A 24,531-nucleotide genomic window follows, 5' to 3' on the forward strand; every position below is an offset into this window, starting at 1 on the left:
TCATCGGAATCGGGCCCTCACGCGTTAAGCAGGCAATCCGCACGACTGTCTTGGCGCTATCTCAGCACAAACCGGCGCGCCGCGCCTTCGCTGCTCTCTTTCCCTTACGAAATGCCTGAATTCCCGATCTTTTCGTTTACACCGGTCCGTATGAAGAAACCGTTCGCGACTGCGCTGCTGATAAGCGGCCTCGCATGGGGCGCGCTCGCCCACGCCGACGACAAGGTCATCGTGCTCGACTCGGGCGAGGCGAAGCTCTCGCTCATCGACCAGGCAAGCCGCACCGTGGTCGGCACCGAGCCCACGGGCAAGGAACCGCACCACCTGATGATCACTCCCGACGGCAAGTCGCTCATCGTCGCCGATTCGGTGTCGAACGACCTGCTGTTCCTCGACCCGCATACGGGTCAGGTGCAAAGCCGCCTGGAAGGGATCGAAGACCCGTACCAGCTCGGCTTTTCGCCCGACCGTAAATGGTTCGTGACCGCGGGCCTGCGACTCGACCGCGTGGACGTCTATCACTACGACGGCAAGAACCTCACGATCGCCAAGCGCATTCCGCTCGGGAAAACGCCGAGCCACATCACGTTCGCCTCCGACAACAAAACGGCATTCGTTACGCTGCAGGACACGGGCGAAGTGGCCGCCATCGACCTGCCGACGCAAACGGTGCTCTGGAAGCTGCAGGTGGGCACCACGCCCGCGGGTCTGTGGATGACGCCGGGCGACAAGTACCTGCTCGTGGGCATGACGGGTGAGGACAACGTGGCCGTGGTGGACTGGCACAACCGCACGGTCGTGAAAAAGATCCAGACCGGCCGCGGCGCGCATAACTTTCGCAATCTGGACGATGGCAAACATATTGCCGTGTCGAATCGCGTCGAGAGCACGATCAGCATTCTCGACTACACGACGCTCACGAAAGTCGCCGACATCACGGGCCTGCGCCCCGGTCCCGACGACATGGAACTTTCGGCGGACAAGCGTTACCTATGGGTGACGTTCCGTTTCGCGAAGCACGTGGGCATCATCGACCTGAACACGCGCAAGCTGATCGACACGATCGCGGTGGGCCGCTCGCCGCATGGCATCTACTTCGCGAACAGCGCGCCGGTGTACGCGCCGAACCCGGACTGATTGAGGAGTCTCGATGCTCGATACGCTGATTTCGCAGGCCGACAACCTCGTTTCGTGGCTGCAGACGCTCGTCTACGTGGACGTGGTGCAGCCGGTCTTCTACAAGGTCGGCCTGATGGGCTACGACGAGGACACCTATGACGCGCTTTACTGGGTGATCGTCGGCGTGCTGCAGATCTGTGCCTCGTATGTGCTGCTGCGCCCGCTCGAAGCGCTGCGGCCCGCGGAAGACTGGGGCGATCGCCGTGCGCTGCGCGCCGACGTCTGGTACACATGGATCGCGAAACTCGGCATTCTGAACATCGCGTTCTTCTTTCTGCTCACGCCCGTGTTCAATCACTGGCAGAGCCTGATGGCGATCCACAACATACCGAACATCGAAGTAGATAGCCTCTGGCCCGGCGTGACCGACAAGCCGATCGTGTCGTTCCTGATCTATCTCGTCGTGCTCGATTTCGCGGGCTACTGGTATCACCGCTGGCAACATCGCTTCGGCGTGTGGTGGGAACTGCACGCCGTGCATCACAGCCAGCAGCAGATGTCGCTGTGGTGCGACGATCGCAATCACTTCCTCGACGATATCGTGCAGGCCGCGTTCTTTGCGGGCATCTCGCTCCTTATCGGCGTGCCGCCCGCGCAGTTCGTCGTGCTCGTGGCCGTGAGCAACTTCATGCAGAGCGTGCAGCACGTGAACGCGCGAATCGACTTCGGCTGGCTGCTCGAGCGCATCGTCGTGAGCCCGGCGTTTCATCGCCGCCATCATGCGATCGGCTATGGCCACGAGGGCACGCGCTACGGCTGCAACTTCGGCGTGCTGTTTCCGTGGTGGGACGTGATGTTCCGCACGGCGTCGTGGAACAAGCAGCATGAGCCGACCGGCATTCGCGACCAGTTGCCCGCGCCGTACGGCCGGGGCGCGAACTATGGCGAAGGGCTGCTCGCGCAGCAGTGGTTCGCGCTCGTGCGCATCGCGCGGCGCCTCGCGGGCAAGGGGTATCCGATGGGGGACGCGGCGCGCTGAGCGTTGCGGTGTTCGTTGGGGTTCCTCGTGCGAGGCGGTCTTCGGGCCGCCTCGTTTCGTTTCAGGACGACGTGTCATGCTGTTTCGGGATGCCGGCGGCGCGCCGGATGCGATAATCGCGCATTCATCCCCCAAACACATGCATGATGCGCGCGTCAAAAGCGCAGTTGGAGAACACCTTGAGCCGTATCGACAATCCGCAGCACGACCAGGAAGTCGGCGTGGCCGACGCCACCCAGGACACGACCCGCATCGACGACACGCGCATCGGCGCCGTGCGCCCGCTCATCTCGCCCGCGCTGCTGCTCGACGAGCTGCCGGTGCCTCAGGAGACGCAAACGCTCGTCGAAACGAGCCGCAGCGAGATCGCGGATGTGCTCGCGCAGCGCGACGACCGGCTCGTGGTGGTGGTGGGCCCATGTTCGATCCACGACCACGACCAGGCGATCGAATACGCGAAGCTGCTCAAGGCGAAGGCCGATACGCTCGAGGACGACCTGCTGATCGTCATGCGCGTGTACTTCGAGAAGCCGCGCACCACGGTGGGCTGGAAGGGCTATATCAACGACCCGCGTCTGGACGGCAGCTTCCGCATCAACGAGGGCCTGCGCGCCGCGCGCCAGTTGCTGCTCGACATCAACGCGCTCGGTCTGCCCACGGCCACGGAATTCCTCGATCTGCTGAGCCCGCAATTCATTGCCGACCTCGTGGCGTGGGGCGCGATCGGCGCGCGCACGACCGAGAGCCAGAGCCACCGGCAGCTCGCCTCGGGCCTCTCGTGCCCGATCGGCTTTAAGAACGGCACCGACGGCGGCGTGCAGGTGGCCGCCGACGCCATCGTCGCGGCGCGCGCGAGCCACGCGTTCATGGGCATGACGAAGATGGGCATGGCCGCGATCTTCGAAACGCGCGGCAACGACGACTGCCACGTGATCCTGCGCGGCGGCAAGAGCGGGCCGAACTACGATGCGGCTTCTGTGGCGGCGTGCTGCGCGTCGCTTGCGAAGGCGGGGCTGCGCGAGCAGGTCATGATCGACTGCTCGCACGCGAACTCGAACAAGGCGCATCAGCGCCAGATCGACGTGGCGCGCGATATCGGCGAGCAACTGGCGGGCGGCGACAAGCGCATCGTCGGCGTGATGATCGAGAGCCATCTGGAAGAGGGGCGCCAGGACCAGAAGCCGGGCGTGCCGCTCAAGCGCGGCGTGTCGATTACCGACGCGTGCATCAGCTGGGCGCAGACGGCGCCGGTGCTCGATGGGCTGGCGCAGGCGGTGCGGGAGCGGCGCAAGGCGGCCTGAGGGCGCTAACGCCCCTTGCGCGAGCCTTTCTTCGCAGACGTTGTTCGCGGCGCCTCCTTGACCGGCGCCGCCACTCCCACACTCGCATTCAGCTGCTCGAGCCACGAAAGCGCATCGGCATAGGCGAGAAATTGCTGCAGATAGCCCGGCGACACTTCTCGCATCAGCGAGAGCGCGCGATGCACGAGGCTGCTCGAATTGAGCGGCCCCGCGTTTCTGGGCACCTGGTCCAGCGACTGCCGCAACTGCTTTTCGGAGCGCACGCGCAGCCACGTTTGCCGGAAGTATTCGACCAGTTCCGGGTCCGGCTCGTGCGGCACGCGCGTCGCCGGTTGAGCGGGTTCCGCGCGCACTAGCGAATCGACGAGGCGGCCCAGCTCGCTTCTCGGCGTATCGCCGTCGAACTGGTGCGTAATTTTCGATGTCTCGCGTGCGAGGTCGTCTGAAAAGGCTTTAAGTAGTTGTGCGAGTCGCGCGTCGAGGAGCCGGCGCGCTTCACCCGCGTGTGCGGCGGCGCGGCGTTCCAGCGCCTCGATGAAGTGAAAGCGCACCGGGTCGAGCTGATCCGCCCCGCGGGCGCGCCAGGCGTCGAGCAGCGCGCGGGCGTCGGACGCAGCGGTTCGTTCGACCTCCAGGCCCGCATCATTGAGCATGCTTGCCCTCGCCGACGGTCGGCCTCGGCACCGGCGCGATCTCCACGCGGCGGTTCTTCGCGCGGCCGGCTTCATCCGTGTTGGCGCTCACCGGCTGCTCGGAGCCGAACGCAGCCGCGAACACCGACGACGCGGGAACGCCCGCGTCGATGAACGAGCGCGTGACCGTCAGCGCGCGTTCGGCCGAAAGCTCCCAGTTGTCGGCGAAGCGGCGGTTGCCTGCGTGCACCTGCTGGTCGTCGGCGAAACCGCTCACCATCAGGATTTCGTCGCGGCTCTTCAGATACGCCGTGAGCGGCCCGGCGAGGCTCTTGAGCAGATCGTGGCCCTGCGGCGTCAACTGGTCCGAGTTCAGCGCGAACAGCACGCTGCCGCTAATGCCGATGCGTCCGTTCACGAGCGTCACGCGCCCCGCCGCGAGCGGGCCCGCGAGCGCCTCTTCGAGCGTCTTGCGGCGCTCGGTTTCGGCCTTGCGCTGTTTCACCTCGTTCGCGAGCCGGCTCGACAGTTCGAGCTGCATGCCGACCACACCCACGAGGATCAGCAGGAACGCGCCCAGCAGCACCGACATCAGGTCGGCGAACGCGGGCCAGACCGGCGCAGCGGGAGCCGCGCCGCCGTCGATTTCGTCGTTCATGCCGCATCCGCTCCGGCTGCGGCGCGCTGGCTCGCGAGCTGCTGCAGGTTCTCGACGATCTGCTTCTGCGACAGCATGCTCAGGTCGATGACCTCACGCGCCTGCGCGACGTAGTAGGCGAGCTGGTCGTCGCTGCGCGCGAGCGACTTGTCGAGCGCGGCTTCGATGCGCTCCAGATGCGCCACGAGCTTGTCGTTCGATTCGCCGAACACGCTCACGGCCGCGCCGAACGCGTCGCCGAGGCTCGCCACTTCCACGGCGCTGCCGCTGACCTGCGCGGCGATCGCGCCGAGCTTGCCGCTCCCGGCTTCGACGCTCGCGCTGAACTGGCCACCCACGCGCTCGAGCAGATCCGACGACGTGGAGACGAGCGCGTCGATCGCCGAGCGCTGCTCGGTGGAGGCGCGGTTCACGGCGTCGAGCAGCGTTTCGAGCGTGGCGAGCAGGCGGTTGCGTTCGTCGAGCATCGCGGTGTCGCGGACCATGCTGTCCGACAGTTTCTGGCGTAGCTCGGCGATGACTTCGGCTGCCGCCTGCGGCGCGGCCGATGCGGCCTGCACGAGGCTGCCGATTTCGGCGATCGTGCTGGCGTTATGGGCCTGCGATTGCGTGGTGATGTCGCTGGCGGCCTGGGCGAGCGTTGCGCAGATTTCCTGCTGACGCTGCGCGGTGGCCGCGCTCGTGGCTTCCCATTGCGTGCGCAATGCAGCCGACATTGCGGCAAGCGACGCGCTCCATGCTTCGAGGCGTTGCTCGTCGCGCGAGGAGATTTCCGCGTGCAGATTCGCTGCGGCCTTCGGCGCGTCGGTGGCGGCATCGACGAGACGATCGATCTCGGCAATCGTCTTGCTCGCCTGCTGCTGCGATTGCGTAGCGATTTCGTTCGCGGTCTGTGCGAGCGTGGCGCAGATTTCCTGCTGACGTTGCGCGGTGGCGGCGCTCGTCGCTTCCCACTCCGCGCGCAACGTGGCGGCCATCGCCGCGAGCGATGCGGTCCATGTTGCGATGCGCTGATCGTCGCGCGCGGAAATTTCCGCGTGCAGGTTTGCTGCGGCCTTCGGCGCTTGCGAGGCGGCATCGACCAAACGATCGATTTCGGCGATCGTCTTGCTGGCGTGCTGCTGCGCTTGCGCGGCGATGTCGTTCGCGGTTTGCGCGAGCGTCGCGCAGATTTCCTGCTGACGCTGCGCCGAAACCGCGCTGGTCGCTTCCCACTCCGTGCGCAAGGTGGCGGCCATTGCCGCGAGCGCGTCGGCCCAGCTCGCGAGCCGCGCTTCGTCGCGCGCGCCGAGCTTCGTCTGCAGGTCCGCATGGGATGCATCGACCGCGCGCAGCAGCGACGCCGAATGCTGCTCGAACGCCGCCGCTGCCGTCGCGAGCGCCTGCTGGTTGCCTGCGGCGAGCTTCTCGCCGGCGCGTTCTTGCTGTTCGAGCGCCGCCTGCCACGCCTGCGACATCGTTCCGGACGCACTTTCGAAGCGCGTCGACACGCCATCGAGCAGGCCCGAGGCACGTTGCTCGAAGCTTGCGTTGAAGCGCTCCAGCGCGCCGCCCAGGTCGGCGGCTAGCGCCTCGTTGGTCTCGCGGTGCTGCGCGAGCGCGCGGTTCCAGATCTCGGCGACGTTCGCCGTCGACGCCTCGAAGCCGCGCGCGAGCCCTTCGAGCTGTTGCTGGACCGCCTGCGTGAGCGCGCCCTGCATCGACGCCGATTCGCGCGCGAGGCCCGCCATGGTCGCTTCGACCACGGGCTGCAGCGCCGCGCCCGCGGCGCGTGCGCTTTCGGCGGCGCTCGACTTGAGCGACTGGCCCACGGAAGCCGCAAGGCGGCTCCAGGCGGCTTCGGCGTTGGCGGCAAAGGCCTGTTGGGTCGCGATCTGCTGTTCGTGCTGCGCGGCGCCCTGGCGTTCGATCAGCGTCATCAGCGCGCCGAGCTTGTCGACCAGCGCGGGCATGGCGTCGGCCTGGCGCTGCAGCAGCTTGAACGAGGCTTCGCGCTGATGGGCCGGCGAGAAGGCGCGCAGCGTCGTCGCGATCTTCACGTCGAGCTGTTGCGCGGCTTCGATGCGGTCACGGCGGCAAAGCGCGGAGAGCAGGCCGAGCATGGCGGAGGTGGCCACACCGGCGATCGAGGTGCCGAACGCGAAGCCGAGGCCGTTCACAGGCGCGGCGAGCGAGGCGCGGATGGCGTCGAGGTCGGTGGCGCTTTCCAGCGCCGCGCCCGTGCCCTTGAGCGTGACGACCATGCCGAGCAGCGTGCCGAGCATGCCGAGCAGCACGAGCAGGCCCGTGAGGTAGGGCGCGAGCGCCGGGCCCGGCAGGGCCACGCGCTCGCCTTCGATACGCGCGCGCACGGCGTTGCGCAGGCCCGGATGCAGCGTGTCGAGCCAGCCCGCGAGGCGCGCGGGCGGCGTGTTCAGTTGCGCGATGGCCTGGGCGAGCGTGGTCGTGGCCTGCTGAAAGCGATAAAGCTCCCAGGCGCCCGTGACATAGCATGCGCCGATCAGCAGCGTGACGGCGCTCGCAAGCGGGTTCGTGACCGCGTAGCCGGCGCCGATCCAGCACACGGCGGCGAGTCCGACGACGAAGACAACAGGTTCAATGCGAAAACGGGACATAGCTCGGGACATAGCGTTTGGGTTAGCTGGTGCGAAGGGCGGCAAGCAGCCCCTCCACCGGTTGAAACCGAATCTCAAGTTCGGCGAGCAACACGCTCTGCATATCTTTGCGAAAGCCGGCGAGCCAGGCGTGAGGCGCGCCGCTTTCTCCGGCGGATTCCAACGCGGCCGCTGCGCGCTGCCGCTCGAAATGCGCGCCGAGCAGCGCGGGCACGCCGGCGAGAAGGCTGCGCTCGCGCGCGCCGAGTGCCTGCTCCATCACGGCGTCCACCGTTGCGAGGCGCGCGAGCGCAGGCGCACGGGCGGCCAGCGTGGCGCGCAGACGGGCGCGCAGCGTGGCGATGTCAGTCTCCATCGCCTGCTGCAGGGCGAGGTAGCGCTGGCGGAAATCCGCGAAATCGGCTTCCACATCGGCAGGCTGGCTGGCGGCCTGCGTGCGTCGTCCGTCGCGCCGCGCAGGCGCGCCTTCGCCCACGATGGCCCTTCTCAGCGTCGCGCGCACGCGCTCGCTCTGGCTTTGTTCGGCAGTGGCGCCCACACGCGTGGCTGGCTCGCCGCCCGGCGTCTGGACGCTCAGCGCCGTCGAAAGCGCGATCGCGTCCGTCCAGCCGAGCCACTGGCTCAGTTGGTCCGAGATCGATTGCCGGGATTCGGGCACTTCGGCGTCGCCGAAGCGGGCAAGTAAGCGAACGAGCGTCGGGCCGCTCAACGCGAGGCGCTGCGGGGCTAGCACTTTTCCACCTGGGCAAAAAACCCGCTAGTTTACACGCCCGCGAGGGGGCGGCCGGCATCGGCCGTCTGCCGGGCGTCTGAATGTGATGGCGCAGCGGGCCATGAAAGCGCGGCGCCCGCGGGCGCGAGGCCGCGCCACACGGGGGCTTCAGGCGCCTGAGCGGTTCAGGCCTTGGCGCTCTCGGCCAGGATCTGCTGGATCGCCTGCTCGAAGGTTTCGACGGGCTGGCCGCCGCTGACCAGATACTGCTGGTTGAAGACGATCGCCGGCACGGACTGGACACCGGCCGCCTGGTATTCGTGCTCTTCTGCATGCACCTCGTCGGCATACTGGCCGCTTTCCAGGACTGCACGCGCTTTATCTGCGTCGAGCCCCACGGACTGCGCCGCCGCGACGAGCACCGCGTGGTCGCTCGTGTCCTTGCCCTCGCCGTGATACGCGCGCAGCAGCGCGAGCTTGAGCGGCAGCTGCTTGCCTTCGATGCCGGCCCAGTGCAGCAGACGATGCGCGTCGAAGGTGTTGTAGATGCGCTCGCGCGGCCCGAACGTGAAGCCGACGCTCGCGCCGCGCTCGCGGATCATGTCCTGCGTCTCGGCGATCTGCTCGGGCGTTCGGCCGTACTTCTTGCCGAGATACTCGAGCACGGATTCGCCGCCCGGGCCCATCTGCGGATTGAGTTCGAAGGGGTGCACGACGATCTGTGCATCGACGGTGTCGCGCAGCCGTTCGAGCGCGAGGTTCAGCGAAGAGAGGCCGATTGCGCACCACGGGCACGCGATGTCGGAGACGAAATCGATTCTGAGCGGTTGTTTCATGGCTTTCCTGATCCGGTTGAACGCCGGGCAACTGAGGCGCGGTGCAGCGGGGGTGCGCAAGCAGCGTGCGCACCCGGCGCGGATGATTCGTCAGTTCATTCGTCCATCATACGGGCTTTGACCTTCTTGCCCTTGACCTTGCCCGCGTTGAGCTTGCGCAGCGCGTCGCGCGCGATGCTGCGCTCCACGGCCACGTAGGTCGAAAAGTCTGTCACGTTGATCTTGCCGATCTGCGAGCCGCTGAAGCCGGCTTCGCCGGTGAGCGCGCCCAGCACGTCGCCGGGGCGGATCTTTTCCTTGCGGCCGCCGAGGATCTGCAGCGTTTCCATCGGCGGCAACAGCGGCTCGTTGCTGGCGGGCTTCAGTTCTGCGAGCGGGCTCCACTCGACTTCGCGCTTGAGCGCCTGCTCGATGCCGCCCACGCGGCCCATCTCGTCCATGCTCGCGAGGCTGAGCGCCCAGCCGTCCTGGTCGGCGCGGCCCGTGCGGCCGATACGGTGCACGTACACCTCCGGGTCGGGCGTGACGTCCACGTTGATCACGGCTTCGAGTTGAGCAATGTCGAGGCCGCGCGCGGCCACGTCGGTCGCCACGAGCACCGAGCAGCTGCGATTGGCGAACTGGATCAGCACCTGGTCGCGCTCGCGCTGGTCGAGCTCGCCATGCAGCGCGAGCGCGTGAAAGCCCTGCGCGCGCAGCACGTCGAGCAGGTCGCGGCATTGCTGCTTGGTGTTGCAGAACGCGAGCGTGCTCACGGGGCGGTAGTGGTTGAGCAGCATGCCCACGGCGTGCAGACGCTCGTCTTCCGTGACTTCATAGAAGCGCTGGCGGATCTTGCTGTCGTCGTGATGCTCTTCGAGCTTGACTTCCTTCGGGTTCCGAAGGAATTGCTGGCTCAGCTTCGTAATGCCTTCGGGGTAGGTCGCCGAGAAGAGCAGCGTCTGGCGCTCCTTGGGGCATTGGCGCGCCACGGTGGCGATGTCGTCGAAAAAGCCCATGTCGAGCATGCGGTCGGCTTCGTCGAGCACGAGCGTATTGAGCGCGCCGAGCGCGAGGTTGCCGCGCTCCAGATGATCCATGATGCGGCCCGGCGTGCCCACGACGATATGCGCGCCGTGTTCGAGGCTCGCCGCCTGCGGGCGCATGGGCGTGCCGCCGCACAGCGTCAGCACCTTGATGTTCTCTTCCGCGCGTGCGAGACGGCGGATTTCCTGCGTGACCTGGTCGGCCAGTTCGCGCGTGGGGCAGAGGATCATGGCCTGCACATCCTGACGTCGCGGGTCGAGGCGCGAGAGCAGCGCGAGCGAGAACGCCGCCGTTTTGCCGCTGCCGGTCTTGGCCTGGGCGATCAGGTCGTGGCCCGCGAAGGCGATGGGCAGGCTCGCGGCCTGGATCGGCGTCATGTCGACGTAGCCGAGGCGCGTGAGGTTCTCGAGTGTGGCGGGTGCGAGCGGCAGCTCGCTGAAGGGCTGGGCTTGCGTAGGAGTGGCTTTGTTTGTCATGACGGGGTCTCGCGCCGGACGGGTGAGGGCGACGCGGCCGTTCGGTAGAAGTGGCGTCGATGCGGGTGGTGCGCTCGCGGTGCGCGCGCGTTCCGGGATTTTAACGGATGCGCGCGCTCGCGCCCGCGCGCGTGCCGCGTGAGGGGCGCCCACGAGCGCCTCAAAGGACGCCGAAAATCATCGGTTTGATAATCGCGATTTCGCGCAATAATAATCGCTGTATATAGCAATAATGCACGCGCGCGATAAGACTATGATCGTGCTCATAAAGTTTCATCGGCCGCGAAGATTTTAATCTCGCGAAATCGCCTGCAATTAATTCACTTTCCACAATAATCGAATTTCCGCGCTGAAGCGGGCGTCGCGTCCTTGCCACACGGCCTATCCCGTCCGATCTGCGCATTACTCCGTATTTCCCATTCGCCACAATGACTTACGGATTATTATTCCGATATTTCCAGATTTAGCAAATAACTGTTACAGCGTTTGCCAAGACGATTTAAAGCCTTTGACACGTAGACTTCGCCCGGGATTGCCGGTGTGGCTCCAATACCCGGAGCCGCGTCAGCGCGGTCTGAATGTCATAAGGAAAGTCATGAAGAATACTTTGATTATCGCGGGCGTCCTCGGCGCATTCGCAGCCTCCGCTCACGCACAAAGCAGCGTTACTCTCTACGGCGCACTGGATGCGGGTATCGTCTACGCGAACAATGCAGGCGGCCACGCCGCATGGAACCAGGGTAGCGGCACCGTCGGCGACACGTACTTCGGCCTGAAGGGCAGCGAAGACCTGGGCGGCGGTCTGCATGCGATCTTCACGTTGGAAAACGGCTTCAACCTGAACAACGGCAAGGACACCGAGAGCGGCACGATGTTCAACCGCCAGGCGTTCGTCGGTCTGCAGAGCGACCGCTTCGGTACGCTGACGCTCGGCCGCCAGTATGACTCGATGGTCGACTACCTGGCACCGCTCTCGGCAACCGGCAGCGGCTACGGCAACAACCTCGCGGCTCACCCGTTCGACAACGACAACCTCGACCACTCGTTCTCGATCAAGAACTCGGTCAAGTACCAGAGCGTCAACTACCAGGGCTTCAAATTTGGCGGCCTGTATGGCTTCAGCAATGACGCCGGCCAGTTCGCGAACAACCGCGCATGGAGCGCAGGCGCATCGTACGGCAACGGCCCGCTGAACTTCTCGGCTGCCTACCTGCAGATCAACAACACGCGCACCGGTAACACGAACGGCGCGAGCTCGGCATCGAACGGCAACAACTTCAACCTGTCGGCTCAAACGCAACGCACGTTCGGCGCAGGCGCGAACTACAACTACGGCCCGGCAACGGTTGGCTTCGTGTGGACGCACACGCAGTACCAGAACCTGATCGCCGGCGGTCAGGGCGGCACGACGTTCTCGATCCCCACGGGCACGAACCTGCACCTCGACAACTTCGAGTTGAACGGCGCCTATGCACTCACGCCGGCTCTCGCCCTGAACGCGTCGTACACGTTCACGGACGGCAAGGTCACGGGTTCGAACGGTTCGGGCGATCCGAAGTGGCACACCGTTTCGCTGACGGCTGACTACTCGCTGTCGAAGCGCACCGACGTCTACGCCGGCGCCGTGTATCAGCACGCTTCGGGCGAACTCGGCGACGCTGGCGCGAACGTTGCGATGATCAACACGCTGTCGCCGTCGACCTCGCAGAACCAGGTCGCCGCAACGGTGGGTCTGCGTCACCGCTTCTAAGCATCGTTGGCTCGCTCCCTCGCGGAGTGACGCAGCGCGGGCACCCGATCGGCCGGTCGGGTCCCGCGCTGCACGCGGGCAAGCTACCCAAGGCCCGCGGTTTCATCCGCTTTCTACCTGAAGCACGACCGGTTCGCGGTGCGTGACGCGCTCATGAGGCGCATCACGGCTGCGAACCGGTTTTCTTTTGTGGCTCAGAATTTCGCAGCCGCAGCCGCCGGTGCTGCGCTCACAGTTGCGGCGACGTCATTCGACACGTCTTCCGACGCCCCACGCACCCGCGAAACCCACAACACCGCCACGCACGTGAGCGCTGCGGCGATCCAGCCGTTCTGCCCGAAGCCGATGATCGCGCCGTGCGCGCCATTCGTGAGCCACTGGCCGCCCAGCCACGCGCCGATGCCGGTGCCGAGCGCCTGCACGGCGCTGTTGGCGCTCAGGAAGGCGCCGCGCCGCGCGGGCTCGGGAATCGTCGTGAGCAATGCCTGCATCGGCACCATGCGGCCCGACATCGAGATCATGAACAGGGCGAAGAACGCCACGAGTGCGAGGAAAGGCAGCGTGGGCAGATGTGTGACGAACAGCACCGGCACGAGCGAAACGAGCGCCATCACGCGGAACACGCGGCGCTTGCCGTAGCGGTCCGCGAGACGGCCCACCGCGCGCGAGGTCACGAACGTCGCCGCGCCGCCCGCCATATAGAGCCACGAAAGCTGCTGCGGCGCGATGCCGTGATTGCCGACGAGCATCGGCGCGATGAACGGGATCACGAGCATATGGCCGGCCATCATCGTGAAGGTCAGTGCAAAGGCCTTCAGGTGACGCGGCAGCGTGAGCAGTCGCCAGAGGTTCGGCAGCACTTGCGCGAGCGGCGTGCGCTGGCCGAGGTGCTCGGTGAGCGAGGGCACGACGCGCGAGCCCGCGAGCCAGATCGCAACCGAGAGCACGACGAGCAGCATGAACGGCGCGCTCCAGCCGTAATGCGCGCCGAGCAGCACGCCGGCCGGCACGCCCGCGATCGCGGCGATGGAGAATGCTGTCATGATGATGCCCGTGGCCGCGCCGCGCCGCGCGGCGGGAATCACGTCGCTCACGATCGCCATCACGATCGAGCCGAGCACGCCGCCGGTGAGACCCGCGAACGCACGCGCGGCGAGCAGCAGATGAAAGTTCGTGGCGAGCGCGCAGGCGAGATTGGAAAGCGCGAAAAGCGCGTAAGTCGCTTGCAGCAGGCGGCGGCGATCGAAGCGGTCGATATACGTCGCAGCAAGGAGTCCTGATAGACCCGAACAGAGCGAATACGCGGAAACGGCCGTCGCGAACGCCGCGGGCGTGATCGCGAACGCGCGCATGATCTGCGGTCCGAGCGGCATCATCACCATGAAATCCATGATGACGGTGAACTGCGTGAGCGCCAGCAGCCAGAGCAGGGTGCGTTCGCGCAGCGATGTGAGAGAAGTGGTCATGTATTGGCTTCGAGCCTGAACGTAAAAAGGCGCGGCAGTATTGCCGCGCCAGCGAGATCGATCAGTCGTCGATCGTTTCGTGGGCCCCCTGCGCGCCGCGGCGCCAGTAGGCGCAAGCGCGAATGCGCTTTTTGTCGACGCCGCGCTCGTTGCACAGATGCGCGCGCACTGCGCGGATCGCCGAGGCTTCGCCGGCAGCCCAGACGTAGCCCTCGCCCGGCGGCAGCCACACTTCGGACACGCCGTCCACGAGCGGGTGCTCCGACTCGCTTTCGTCGCGATAGCACCACGTGGCGTAAAGATCGGCTTCGGTGGGCAACTCGATGCGGGCCGCGCGATTCGCCACTTCGACGACCACGGCTACACGCGCGCCGGCCGGCAGCTCCGTGAGGCGCCGCTGAATGGCGGGCAGCGCCGTTTCGTCGCCGATCAGCAGATGCCAGTCGAAGCCCGTGGGAATCACCATGGAGCCGCGCGGGCCGCCCACGCCGAGATACTGGCCGGCCTGCGCCTGTGCCGCCCATGCCGTTGCCGGGCCGGCTTCGTGCAGCGCGAATTCCAGATCGAGCTCGTTGGTTTGCGTATCGAAGCGGCGCGGCGTGTAATCGCGCGCGGCAGGGCGCTCGACGCCTTCGGGGAACACGATGCCGTCAGGGCCAAAAGTTGGCAGTACTGGCTTTTCTTCACCGGCGGCGGGAAAGAATACCTTGATGTGATCGTCGAACGACGCCGAGACGAAGTCGCTCAGATCACCCGTGAGCGTCACGCGGACGAGCGAGGGCGAGAGCGCCGTGACGCGCGCCACGCGCAACAGTCGGAACTTCAGCGGGTGACGCACACGGACGACTTCGAGGTGGGACGGGTTCTGCATGTATGGCTCCGATGATGTTGGGGTGGCGCGGCGTGGAAGCGGGTTGTCAAATGTCGCTGTTGTCGCTGCCGGTTTCGATTTCCTGGGTGGCGCGCGCAAGAATCGCTGCGATGCGGCGCTGTTCCTCCGGCGCGGCGTCGGTGCGGCGCAGCAGCGCGCGCTTGAGCGCGCGGCGCGCCTCGATCAACTCGCGCACCCAGGCGCTGCCTTCGGCCGGATCTTCGCCGGCCATGGCGCGGCGCATGACTTCCATCTTGCGGCCGAAGTGCGTGAGCTTCGCGAGGATCAGGTCCGCGCGTTCGCGGTTGGCCTCGAGGTACGTGCGGCCTTCGGGCGAAAGCTCGTAGCGCTTGCGGTTGCCTTCGAGCGTCACGCTTACATAGCCCAGTTCCTCGAGGTACGTGAGGGCTGGATAGACCATGCCGGGGCTCGGGCTGTAGAAGCCGTTCGAACGTGCGTCGAGCGCCTTGATGAGTTCGTAGCCGTGGCTCGGGCGCTCGGCGAGCAGCACGAGCAGCATGAGTTGCAGGTCTTCGGACGTGAACTTGCGGCCCCGACCAAAACCGTCGCCGTCGCCGAAACCGCCGAAGCCGCGGCCGAAACCGTCGCCGAAGCGGTCGCCAAAGTCGCCGGGGCCTTCGCCGCCGCGATGGCGGCCCATTGCGTGGCGCAGCGCGTGAAGCGCCTGCATGGCTGGGTGGCGGCCGCCGAAGAAGTCGCGCGGATCGCGCGCGGGATGGCCGTGACGGCCATTCTGACCAAAGTGCGAATGGTGGCGCATAGGGCCTCCTTGTCTGGTGAGTGTCTTAAAACATGTCTTAAGATATATATCGTAAGAGTGTTTGTCAAACAGAATATTTGGGGCTATCGGCGCTTGCGGATTGCCGCAGTGGCCGGCTCGCCATCCGGCGTGGCAGCGTGACGTTCGTTCCCGTTGCCAACCCGAAGGCATTTCGACAGTGGACACGGGAAGGTGAGCGCAACCTGAATCGCGATCTACGCGAGAAGAGCGCTCCTGTGGACTATGAGGACCACATCGGCAACCACTTGTGCTCGCTGATGCGGGGGCATGACATCCTGCTCGACCTCCACTCGTTTCGCAGCAAGGGCGAGCCGTTTATCTTTCTTGGGCCACAGAACAACGATGGCATGTTGGAACTGTTCCACCATGCGGAGGCAGAGGGTTCGTTCGCGGCAGTTTTGGGGCCGTCAATCGTCACTCACGGCTGGCTGGAGATTTACGCGCGCTTTCTCGAGGTGCGTGCACGTCACGGATATCCGCGCGGCCCTGTCTCAGAGGGCCGTGGAACGACCGAGTACATGCGCGCAGTTGGAGGGTTCGGCGTGACGGTCGAGTGCGGAACGCACGACGATCCGAAATCGATAGACATTGCCTATGCTGCGATTGTCAATGCTCTCTCCCCTGGGTATGGGTACATTGCCTGCCCATTTCGACACCTCCCGATAAAAGGTTAGGTGTCCGTTTTCACGGGTAAATCTCGGACTACCGCTCCACGTGGTCCGCAGCAGATTTCGCTTGGCTTCAGTCAATAGCGGCGGAACTCATAAAACCCGCGTTCCTGTCTCGTTCTGTTTCGCCGATACGTTGCCTGTGCTTGCCCTGCGCCCATATTGGCGAGGCGAGCAATTCATGACCCGCTTGGACGCTGTGCTGAATGAATTCTCTGATTCATACCCCAGCGCCCGCGCAATTTCGGCAACGGAGTCACGGGAATGCCTCAGCTTGTCCGCGGCGAGCGTCATTCGCCAGCGCGTCAGATAGTCCATCGGCGAGAGCCCTACGAGTTCCTTGAACTTGAGCGCGAAAGCGGTGCGTGACATGGCCGCTTGGCCGGCCAGGGTCTGCAGGGTCCATTTGGTGCCCGGTGCCTCGTGCATTGCATTGATCACCGCGCGCATGCGCTTGTCGGCGAGAGCGAAAAGCCAGCCGACTCCATCGCTCCGCGCGTTGGAAAGCTGCAGCCGCAACGCCTGCACCAGCACCATTGTGGCCAACTGCTGAGCAATAATGCCTCCCCCCGGTTGCCGCTCGCGCAATTCCTGCCTCATGCGCTCAACACACCATCGCAACGTGGAGAGGCCCGGCTCGTCCCGGACATGGATGATAAGCGGGAGCATGTTCAACAGGAGATCTGCCTGGCCATCGGCCAGCGTGAAATAGCCACCAATGCTCAGAAACTCGCCGCCCTTGTTGTAGGTCACGATACGACCGTCCTGCACGTCCGGTAGGAGCGTGCGGAAATCGATTGCTTCTACAGCCATGTCGCTTGCGATTCGAAAGGGCCTCCCTCTCGCAAGTATGAAGGACTCCCCCGCAATGACTTTCACGGGCTCAGGTTCGCCATCTACGAAGACCCAGCACTGGCCCGAAAGAACAGCGTGAAACTTGATGCCGTCGTGTGGACCGAATCGCACGGCCCAATCTCCGCTCGCATCGAAGCCGCCGGACACATAGCTGCGCAGCTTCAGCAACGACAGTACATCCGATAACGGGTCCGTCATAGACAAATTCTGAACGATTGAATGCTAATTCGGTACTTTAGAACATAGATCGTCCGGGTTCAATGCCGTAGCCTGTCCTGGAAACGAAAGAGGAGGTTTGCGATGCGAGTATTTGTTACTGAGGCGACCGGTTGGGTTGGCTCCGCCGTCGTCCGGGAACTGATTCAATGTGGGCATGAGGTCATCGGTTTGGTTCGCTCAGCAGGGGGCGTCGAGAAGCACGCCGCCGTCGGTGCACGGTCGCTCGTCGGTGCACTCGAGGACACTGAGCGCTTGCGCGAGGGTGCTTCGGAAGCGGATGCGGTGATCCATACGGCCTTTAACCATGACTGGTCCCGGTTCGCCGAGAACAGCCTGGCTGAACGGCGTGCGATCGAGGCAATTGGCGCGACGCTGGAAGGTTCCAGCCGCCCGTCTCTTGTCACATCCGGTGTCGCCTTACTGGCTCCAGGTCGAATCGCGACGGAGTGGGACGTTGCACCTCCTGTCTCCGAAAGTTTCCCTCGGGCATCGGAGGCCGCTGTTTCAGAGCCGATCGTGCGCGGTGTTCGGGCAACCGCGGTACGCCTGGCACCGTCGGTTCACGGTCTGGGCGACCATGGTTTCGTACCGCGTCTGGCCGCGATCGCTCGCGAAAAGGGTGTCTCGGCTTATGTGGGCGAAGGGATCAACCGCTGGCCTGCCGCGCATCGGCTCGATGCTGCCCGTGTCTACCGGCTTGGCCTGGAGAAAGTTCCGGCGGGACCTTTTCATGCAATCGGCGAAACAGGCGTTGCGCTCAAGGACATCACTGAGGCTATAAGCCGTAGCCTGGGCTTACCGCTGGTTTCACCCTCTGCGGAGGAGGCCGCCGCGCATTTCGGATGGTTTGCACCATTCGTGGCAATTGACGCGCCTGCTACAAGTGATTGCACGCGGGCGCTTTTGGGCTGGACGCCTGAGCAAGCTGGCCTCCTCGCCAATCTGACGCAATCCGATTATTTCGGCATCGGATCGGCCGCGTCCTCCCACTGAATTTACACCGAAGGAGCCCGGAATGCGGGTTTTTATCACGGGAGCCACAGGCTTCATAGGCTCTGCTACCGTTCGCAGTCTTGTCGCCGCCGGCCACGACGTTACCGGACTTGTACGCTCGGCGAAGGCCGCCGCTTCGCTGGAAGCCTTGGGGGCTCGAGCTTGCCGCGGGACGATCGAGGACCTCCACGTCCTGCGCCAGGCTGCGGCAACTGCGGATGGCGTCATTCACACCGCCTTCTTTCACGCGCTATCGCAAGCCAGCCTCGGTATTCGTGCGCGCATCGTGTTCGGCGGTCGCCCAACGAATATCGTCGAGCGATTCACGACTGCGGCCGTGGGAGCAGAGCGGCGCGCCATCGAAACATTCGGTGACGCACTGGAAGCAAGAAAAGGCTCGCTAGTCATCGCGTTTCCGACGATGGCGATGGCACAGGGGCGTCGGGCACTTGAAACTGACTCCGCCGATGCCGGTGCGGTGGGCGGGCGCAGGGCGCAATCCGAAAAAGCGGCATTGGATCTCGTCCGGACCGGCGTGAGCGCCACGGTCGTTCGGTTGCCGCCGTCGGTGCATGACGAGACCAGGCTCGGGCTCGTCACGCGGTTGATCGAAATCGCACGGAAGAAGCGGATTTCCGCCTATCCAGGGGATGGAGGCAACAGATGGGCTGCCGTGCACCGGCTCGACGCCTCGCTGCTATTCCGGCTCGCGCTCGAAAGCGGCGAGGCGGGAGCCCGCTATCACGCTGTGGCCGAGGAGGGCATCCCGTTCCGTAACATCGCCGAGGTAATTGGGCGCCATCTTGACATCCAGGTCATGCCTTTGCCAACTGAAGATGCTGCGAAGCATTTTGGTTGGCTGGCGCCCTTCGTCAGCGCAGATAACCCGGTTTCCAGTCAGGCCACACGGGAGCGACTGGGCTGGGAGCCGCGCCATCCGCAGTTGATGACAGACCTTATGGCTTCCTTGCGCGACGTACGTCGTTAACGTCTCTCGTGCTCCGGACACAGCATAGAGGCACCAACCCTTGATTGCCGTGTAGGTGCAAACGACGGGCCGCCGAAACGGGCTCCACAACAACCAGGAGTAGTTCCGATGCGTTTGACCAGAGTGGCGCCGCTAGCCGCGGCTCTTTTCATCGCGTTCGCGCAGTCGGCACAGGCTGAGCGTGTCGACAGCGGCGTGCCGGGGATGCTCTTCGAGCATGACGTCCCTGTGGCCATGAACGATGGCGCAAAGCTGAGCATCAACATCTATCGACCGGACAAGCCCGGTCGTTATCCGGTGCTGATGCTGATGGGCCCTTATGGCAAAGACACCAGCATGGCCGATGCGCCCGCGTACAAGACGTCGTGGACCAAGCTCATCGCGAAGTATCCGGACCTGTGCAAAAAGTCGTCTTGCCGATATATCCGGTTCGAGGCTCCCGATCCGGAGCGCTGGATTCCGAATGGCTATGTCGTTATCCACGCCGACGTGCGGGGCGCCGGCGCATCGCCAGGTGTTCTCGATCCTTTTTCGCCGCGCGAAACGCGAGACTACGCAACGCTGATTACCTGGGCCGCGCATCAGCCATGGAGCACAGGCAAGGTCGGTCTGCTCGGTACATCGTACCAGGCAATCAACCAGTATCAGGTCGCCGCTCTAAAGCCCGAAGGCCTCGCCGCGATCCTTCCCTGGGAAGGCGCCTTCGATCAATATCGCGAGATCGCTTACTACGGCGGCATCCTCAACGTGGCGTGGGAGTTCTGGTGGGAACATCAGGTCGTGCCTAACCAGAACGGTAATGCCGGGACACCGCTGGTCGATTCCATCAGGGGAGGCAAGGACACCGGCTTACCGCTTTCGCAGGAGCGTCTGAAGGACAACCGCATCGATCCCGTCGGAGCCTTCGCCAGACATCCGTTCGACGACGCCTGGTATCACGAGCGCACACCGGACGGGCGCCGCATCACGGTGCCGTTGCTCGACGTCGCCAACTGGACCGACTGGAGCACTCGAGGTTATCTTGCGGCGGACAGCAACCAGAAGTGGCTGCGCATCCAGACCGGCGACCACTTGACGCCCTTCTATTCGGACGAGGCGCTGGCGCTGCAAAAGCGCTTCTTCGATCATTTCCTGAAAGGCATCGACAACGGCTGGGACCAGGAGCCGCGTGTCGCCGTGCAGGTCAGGCGCCCAGACGGCACGACATGGCGAAACGAGACGGCGTGGCCATTGCCTGATACGAACTGGGAGCCCTACTACCTGGACGCAGCGAGCCGGACGATGGATCCGGCGCTCGAAGCCGCGGCGCCAGCTGCGAAATCCTGGCCGGCGTTAGGTGAAGGGCTGACATTTACGACCGCGCCATTTACGAACGAAACGGAGTTCACTGGTCCAATCGCTTTGCGGCTGTGGGTCAGTTCCTCAACGGCAGATATGGACATTTTTGCGGCAGTTCGGCTCCTCGATCCCGACGGCCGTGATGTCACTTTCATGGGAAACAGCGATCCGAACGTACCGCTCGATCTTGGCTATCTGCGGGTCTCGCACCGTGCTGTAGACTTGGCGAAATCCACTGCCTGGCAGCCGGTTCATCCGCACCTTGCTGCCGCGCCGATGACTCCTGGCCAATTGTATCCGGTCGACGTGGAGTTCACGGAGCCGACGAGCATCGTAATTCCCAAGGGGTACCGCGTGGCCCTGACGATCCAGGGGAAGGACTTCGGCTATGGGCCCGGTGCGTCCACCGTGCACGCGAAAGACTACGATCTTCCGGACTACAGCCATTCCGGGCTGTTCTTCGCCGCTCATCCCAATCGCGATCCCGCACTATACGGTGGAACGGACACTGTCGTGACAGGTAGCAAACATGCATCGTACCTGTTGTTGCCTCACATCCCGCCTCGCAGCTGAGTCAATATCGTGGCGGCCTCATTCATTCCATATTTTGCCGTTTTCCTGACCCTGCTCGTCGGTGCATCCCTTTTGATTTCCACCGCGTTGACAGGCGTGCCGACGCTTTCATCAAGAAGATCGGAAGTGGACGACATTGTCGCATTGCTCAAGCATGCGCGGCTGCCAAAGCACGCGTTGATCGTCGATCTTGGAAGCGGGTGGGGCGCGCCCGTCATTGCGTTGGCGCGAGCATTCCCCGAGGCGTCCGTTCAGGGCGTGGAGATATCGTTATTCCCTTATCTCGTATCGCGCCTGAGAACACACCACTTGCCTAACGTGTCGCTGAAATGGGGGAATTTCTTTCATAGCGATCTCGACAAGTCCGATGCAATCGTCTGTTATCTAATGCCGAGCGTTATGGCGAAGCTGGGCGATTTTCTCGACAAGGCTCTCAAGCCAGGAACCTTCATCGTTTCCAACACATTTCTCTTCCGGCAGCGCCGGGTGTCGGCCGTTCGCCGGAGCGGATTACGCGGGACCGTCGCCCTCTACATTTGGCCTGGTCGTCATTGAACGGTCAAAGACGGCGACGTCAGCGCTCGGGTCTGAGATGCACGTTCAAGGCCACGGGGATACTGAAAAACACAGGCATCTTCTTCTTACTGCGCGACTTCAACTTGTCAGTCACGGATCGACACGTCATTCATCCAGGCGACACAGCAACTGAGCCGCCACGATAACGCGTCGTTGGCAACCATTTTCGAACCGGTAAGGAACCGGTAAGTCGTGTTGCTGTAGAGTCACTCCCGCCTTGGACACTGACGTTCCGTGAGCGAAACCTTTGCCTGTTCGACAAATGTTCCTCTTTGGCTGCACTCTCTCCCGGGCGGCGGGGGAAGCAGAAGTGGCCACTAGCCACGCCGATACGGAAAATCTGCTGTTGCTGCCCTAAGGCGACCAGTGCGAATCACGGGGCCTGTGTCATTGAACGCTCGCTTCAACGCCTGGTCAATGCAACAACAGCCCAGATTTTCTGGGCGCCGCTGCATCGTCAGTTGGCAGCGTCATCTCCGCGAGTAGTAAGTGATTCACCCCGGAAACCAGATTCGGCCGAACAATCAGTTCAAGTGAGTTCATTTCATGTCGCGAGTTGCAATCGTTGAAGACTCCGAACGTCTTGCCGATATGGTGCGACAGGCCCTTGCCGGCGTGGGAATCGAGGTCGACCAGTTTCGCAACATCTCCGAGGCGACCTTTGGCCTGCGCAAGGCCGACTACTCGGTGATGATTCTCGATCGAGGCCTACCGGACGGCGACGGACTGTCCTTCCTGAGTGCACTGCGTGCTGCAGGTCAGATGACGCCATGCCTGATACTGACCGCGCGCGATGCCTTGCACGATCGGGTGGACGGTCTTGAGAGTGGCGCGGACGACTACGTGACCAAACCATTCGCTATGAGCGAGCTGGTTGCGCGGGTGCGTACCCTCATGCGCCGGCCAGTGGTGCTGAGAGCGCTTGACGCGTCATTCGCGGACGTTACAGTGGATCCGCGGCAACGCGAGATGTCCTGCGGTGATCTGTCGGTCACGCTCGCGCCCGCCGAACTGCAGATCATGCTTTGTCTGATCGACGCTGCCGGGCGAACGGTTCGGCACTCGGCACTGGAGCATGCCGCATGGGGCCTGGGCGATGCCGTAACACCAAATGCGCTGGAAGTGACCGTGCACCGGTTGCGCAAGAAGCTTGCCTCGATCAATGCAAGGACACGGCTGGTGAATCATCGCGGTGCGGGATTTGCCCTCGAGAAACTCTCCGGGTGACGCCGGTCGCTGGCTGTCATTGACGCTTTGGTGCGGACTGGAAACATCGACGATGTCAGCTTCGCGCTGGTCGCGGCCTCACGAGAACCGGTGCGCTGATTTGCGTTCGCAAGAGTGATACGCGAAGGGGGTTATGTTTTCCATCCGGACGCCAGCGGCAAGCGCACACACGTGAACCGAAAGGTCGACTGCGTCACATCGCCCTCGGAACCCACGATGTAAACATTCCGTCTGCAATCCGTCTCGCGGCATTGCATAGCCGTTCTAAATGGGGGCTTCATGCTCAATCACTGGATCCGCAGTCTGTCAGCGCGGCTGTGGGTAACGACGATAGTCGCACTTGCACTCAGCTTGACTGCGCTCGCTGGCGTGGTTATCTATGTGTTCGATCACTATCCGGAGCAAACGCTGGGGCGACACGAGATGGCGGAGAACGTCCATAGGGTAATGAATGGAATTAGATTCGATAAAGCGGGCCATCCCCGTTCTGTAGACCTTCCTGACAATGAAGCGTGGCTGTTTGAGGTCGTGCCTACCGAGCTCAAATACCGTGTGCTGGACGGCCAGGGTCACGTCCAGCTGGCCTCAACAGGAGCAGAAAAGGATGGCCCCTGGCTGACCGATGACCTTTCTCGAGCCGTCGGCAAAACAGTCCACCTGGATATCAATGGAAGGCGGTTCTCCGTCGCCACGCAGGAGGTGCTGCGGGGACAATCTGTGTTCTATGTTCAGACCGCAACCAGCACACGTTTCATCGAAACGCTGGTCAGTTCAAAGGTCAGGCCGATTCCAGCCACGGTCAGGGTCATTTTCTTCGTTGCGGTCGTGATTTTTGGCCTGACACTGCCCCTTACCATCGGCCGGGTGCTCAAACCTCTGCGGGATGTATCTGAAGCGGCGGCGCAGATAGCGCCTCAAAATCTGAAAACTCGCCTTTCGGCCAATGGCATTCCGACCGAGATCAAGCCGTTGATCAACGCATTTAACAAGGCGCTTGACCGACTGGAGAATGGCTTCAAGGTCCAGCAGCAATTTCTTGCAGCGGCGGCGCATGAGCTCCAAACGCCGCTGACATTGATCCGCGGACAGATCGAGCTGCAGCCGGAGATCAGGCAAAAGGACCTTTTATTCCGCGAGATCGACCTGATGTCGCGGCAGGTTCGACAACTTTTGCATCTTGCCGAAGTCAGCGAGACACAGAATTTCGAATTCGCCGAAGTTAGCACGGCCAATGCTGCGCAGGATGTCGTCGCGTACCTGGCCCGCAAGGCTGATGGCAAGCAGGTGAGGCTGCGTATCGAGGAGTTTGACTCGCTACCGACAATCCGCGCCGACAAAAGCGCGTTGTTTATCCTCATCAAGAACGTTGTCGAAAATGCGATCAATGCGTCGCCAGCCAATGGCACTGTGTTGGTAACGATCAACGGGGTATCGATCGAGATATGTGATGAGGGTCCAGGCATACGGGTGGACTATCTTCCGTTTCTGTTCGAGCGGTTTTGGCGTGCCCCCGATGCAAGTCATGATGGCGCTGGTTTGGGGCTGGCAATATGCAAGGAAATTGCGCTGGCGCATGACTGGCGGTTGACAGTGCGCTCTCTTTCGATTGGGACCCGATTCACCGTTTGGTTATGAGCGAATTCCGCTGGAAACCGGCGTAACGGTGCGGGGTAATGGCGCCAGGTAAAACGCGGATTCGAACAGTTTCAAGATTGCGTTTTTTCCCCGCCTTTTTGGCAATCGCATTTTCGCTGCTTTCAGGCATCGTTGCTGGCGCTCAGCACTAGACGA

The 24,531-nt window shown here is 63.6% G+C and carries 21 protein-coding genes; 11 read left to right on the top strand and 10 right to left on the bottom strand.

Going from position 1 to position 24,531, the window contains the following annotated elements:
- Window positions 1–150: 150 nt before the first annotated feature.
- From AB4Y43_RS27215 to AB4Y43_RS27225, 3 genes are all read left to right on the top strand, one after another.
- The gene (locus AB4Y43_RS27215; RefSeq protein ID WP_342950169.1) at window positions 151–1,137 is read left to right on the top strand and encodes a beta-propeller fold lactonase family protein; all 987 of its coding nucleotides are present in this window, start codon (window positions 151–153) and stop codon (window positions 1,135–1,137) included.
- 13 nt (window positions 1,138–1,150) lie between these two features.
- Window positions 1,151–2,158: a sterol desaturase family protein gene (locus AB4Y43_RS27220; RefSeq protein ID WP_342950168.1), complete on the top strand. Its 1,008-nt coding sequence runs from the start codon at window positions 1,151–1,153 to the stop codon at window positions 2,156–2,158.
- Window positions 2,159–2,337: 179 nt separating this feature from the next.
- Entirely contained in the window at window positions 2,338–3,459 is a 1,122-nt protein-coding gene (locus tag AB4Y43_RS27225) for a 3-deoxy-7-phosphoheptulonate synthase (protein ID WP_368685141.1), read from the top strand.
- Window positions 3,460–3,464: 5 nt separating this feature from the next.
- Here the strand turns inward: AB4Y43_RS27225 and AB4Y43_RS27230 are convergent, their stop codons facing one another.
- The 6 genes from AB4Y43_RS27230 to dbpA form a co-directional block, all read right to left on the bottom strand.
- Window positions 3,465–4,112, bottom strand: coding sequence for a DUF2894 domain-containing protein (locus AB4Y43_RS27230; RefSeq protein WP_368729212.1), 648 nt, complete (start codon window positions 4,110–4,112; stop codon window positions 3,465–3,467).
- On the bottom strand, window positions 4,102–4,749 hold the full coding sequence (locus AB4Y43_RS27235; RefSeq protein WP_069266008.1) for an OmpA family protein: 648 nt from the start codon (window positions 4,747–4,749) through the stop codon (window positions 4,102–4,104). Before AB4Y43_RS27235 ends, AB4Y43_RS27230 begins: the two co-directional genes overlap by 11 nt.
- On the bottom strand, window positions 4,746–7,364 hold the full coding sequence (locus AB4Y43_RS27240; RefSeq protein WP_368729213.1) for a DUF802 domain-containing protein: 2,619 nt from the start codon (window positions 7,362–7,364) through the stop codon (window positions 4,746–4,748). The genes AB4Y43_RS27235 and AB4Y43_RS27240 overlap by 4 nt, the downstream gene beginning before the upstream one ends.
- Before the next feature lie 22 nt (window positions 7,365–7,386).
- Window positions 7,387–8,097, bottom strand: a complete 711-nt coding sequence (locus tag AB4Y43_RS27245) for a DUF3348 domain-containing protein (protein ID WP_368729214.1) — start codon at window positions 8,095–8,097, stop codon at window positions 7,387–7,389.
- A gap of 164 nt (window positions 8,098–8,261) precedes the next feature.
- Entirely contained in the window at window positions 8,262–8,912 is a 651-nt protein-coding gene (locus tag AB4Y43_RS27250; protein WP_069266005.1) for a DsbA family oxidoreductase, read from the bottom strand.
- Between the two features lie 95 nt (window positions 8,913–9,007).
- Window positions 9,008–10,414 carry an ATP-dependent RNA helicase DbpA gene (gene dbpA / locus AB4Y43_RS27255; RefSeq protein ID WP_069266004.1) on the bottom strand — a complete coding sequence of 469 codons (1,407 nt, stop codon included), beginning with the start codon at window positions 10,412–10,414 and terminating at the stop codon, window positions 9,008–9,010.
- A 595-nt stretch (window positions 10,415–11,009) separates the two neighbouring features.
- On the opposite strand from dbpA, the gene AB4Y43_RS27260 reads away from it, so the two are divergent.
- Window positions 11,010–12,164: a porin gene (locus AB4Y43_RS27260; protein ID WP_069266003.1), complete on the top strand. Its 1,155-nt coding sequence runs from the start codon at window positions 11,010–11,012 to the stop codon at window positions 12,162–12,164.
- A gap of 194 nt (window positions 12,165–12,358) precedes the next feature.
- Here the strand turns inward: AB4Y43_RS27260 and AB4Y43_RS27265 are convergent, their stop codons facing one another.
- From AB4Y43_RS27265 to AB4Y43_RS27275, 3 genes are all read right to left on the bottom strand, one after another.
- On the bottom strand, window positions 12,359–13,630 hold the full coding sequence (locus AB4Y43_RS27265; protein WP_368729215.1) for an MFS transporter: 1,272 nt from the start codon (window positions 13,628–13,630) through the stop codon (window positions 12,359–12,361).
- Between the two features lie 61 nt (window positions 13,631–13,691).
- Window positions 13,692–14,501, bottom strand: coding sequence for a siderophore-interacting protein (locus AB4Y43_RS27270; protein ID WP_368729216.1), 810 nt, complete (start codon window positions 14,499–14,501; stop codon window positions 13,692–13,694).
- Window positions 14,502–14,547: 46 nt separating this feature from the next.
- Window positions 14,548–15,192, bottom strand: coding sequence for a PadR family transcriptional regulator (locus tag AB4Y43_RS27275; protein ID WP_256095117.1), 645 nt, complete (start codon window positions 15,190–15,192; stop codon window positions 14,548–14,550).
- A 227-nt stretch (window positions 15,193–15,419) separates the two neighbouring features.
- Between AB4Y43_RS27275 and AB4Y43_RS27280 the strand changes: the two genes are divergently transcribed.
- Window positions 15,420–15,977 (top strand): succinylglutamate desuccinylase/aspartoacylase family protein, encoded by a 558-nt coding sequence (locus AB4Y43_RS27280; protein ID WP_368729217.1) that lies wholly within the window; start codon window positions 15,420–15,422, stop codon window positions 15,975–15,977.
- 87 nt (window positions 15,978–16,064) lie between these two features.
- Here AB4Y43_RS27280 and AB4Y43_RS27285 read toward each other — a convergent pair whose 3' ends face one another.
- Window positions 16,065–17,024, bottom strand: coding sequence for an AraC family transcriptional regulator (locus AB4Y43_RS27285; RefSeq protein ID WP_368729218.1), 960 nt, complete (start codon window positions 17,022–17,024; stop codon window positions 16,065–16,067).
- 102 nt (window positions 17,025–17,126) lie between these two features.
- Between AB4Y43_RS27285 and AB4Y43_RS27290 the strand changes: the two genes are divergently transcribed.
- The 6 genes from AB4Y43_RS27290 to AB4Y43_RS27315 all read left to right on the top strand — a co-directional run bounded on the left by AB4Y43_RS27290 (window position 17,127) and on the right by AB4Y43_RS27315 (window position 24,375).
- Window positions 17,127–18,038, top strand: coding sequence for an SDR family oxidoreductase (locus AB4Y43_RS27290; RefSeq protein ID WP_368729219.1), 912 nt, complete (start codon window positions 17,127–17,129; stop codon window positions 18,036–18,038).
- A gap of 22 nt (window positions 18,039–18,060) precedes the next feature.
- A complete protein-coding gene (locus tag AB4Y43_RS27295; RefSeq protein ID WP_368729220.1) occupies window positions 18,061–19,026 on the top strand; it encodes an SDR family oxidoreductase in 966 nt (321 codons plus the stop codon).
- A 108-nt stretch (window positions 19,027–19,134) separates the two neighbouring features.
- Window positions 19,135–20,937 (top strand): CocE/NonD family hydrolase, encoded by a 1,803-nt coding sequence (locus tag AB4Y43_RS27300; protein WP_368729221.1) that lies wholly within the window; start codon window positions 19,135–19,137, stop codon window positions 20,935–20,937.
- Between the two features lie 9 nt (window positions 20,938–20,946).
- Window positions 20,947–21,492, top strand: coding sequence for a methyltransferase (locus AB4Y43_RS27305; RefSeq protein ID WP_368617807.1), 546 nt, complete (start codon window positions 20,947–20,949; stop codon window positions 21,490–21,492).
- Window positions 21,493–22,059: 567 nt separating this feature from the next.
- Window positions 22,060–22,740, top strand: coding sequence for a response regulator transcription factor (locus AB4Y43_RS27310; protein ID WP_342950154.1), 681 nt, complete (start codon window positions 22,060–22,062; stop codon window positions 22,738–22,740).
- Between the two features lie 279 nt (window positions 22,741–23,019).
- Window positions 23,020–24,375, top strand: a complete 1,356-nt coding sequence (locus tag AB4Y43_RS27315; RefSeq protein ID WP_368729222.1) for a sensor histidine kinase — start codon at window positions 23,020–23,022, stop codon at window positions 24,373–24,375.
- The last annotated feature ends 156 nt before the right edge of the window (window positions 24,376–24,531 follow it).

The sequence above is a fragment of the Paraburkholderia sp. BR10872 genome (genome assembly GCF_040965835.1).
GTDB classification, from domain to species: domain Bacteria; phylum Pseudomonadota; class Gammaproteobacteria; order Burkholderiales; family Burkholderiaceae; genus Paraburkholderia; species Paraburkholderia nodosa_A.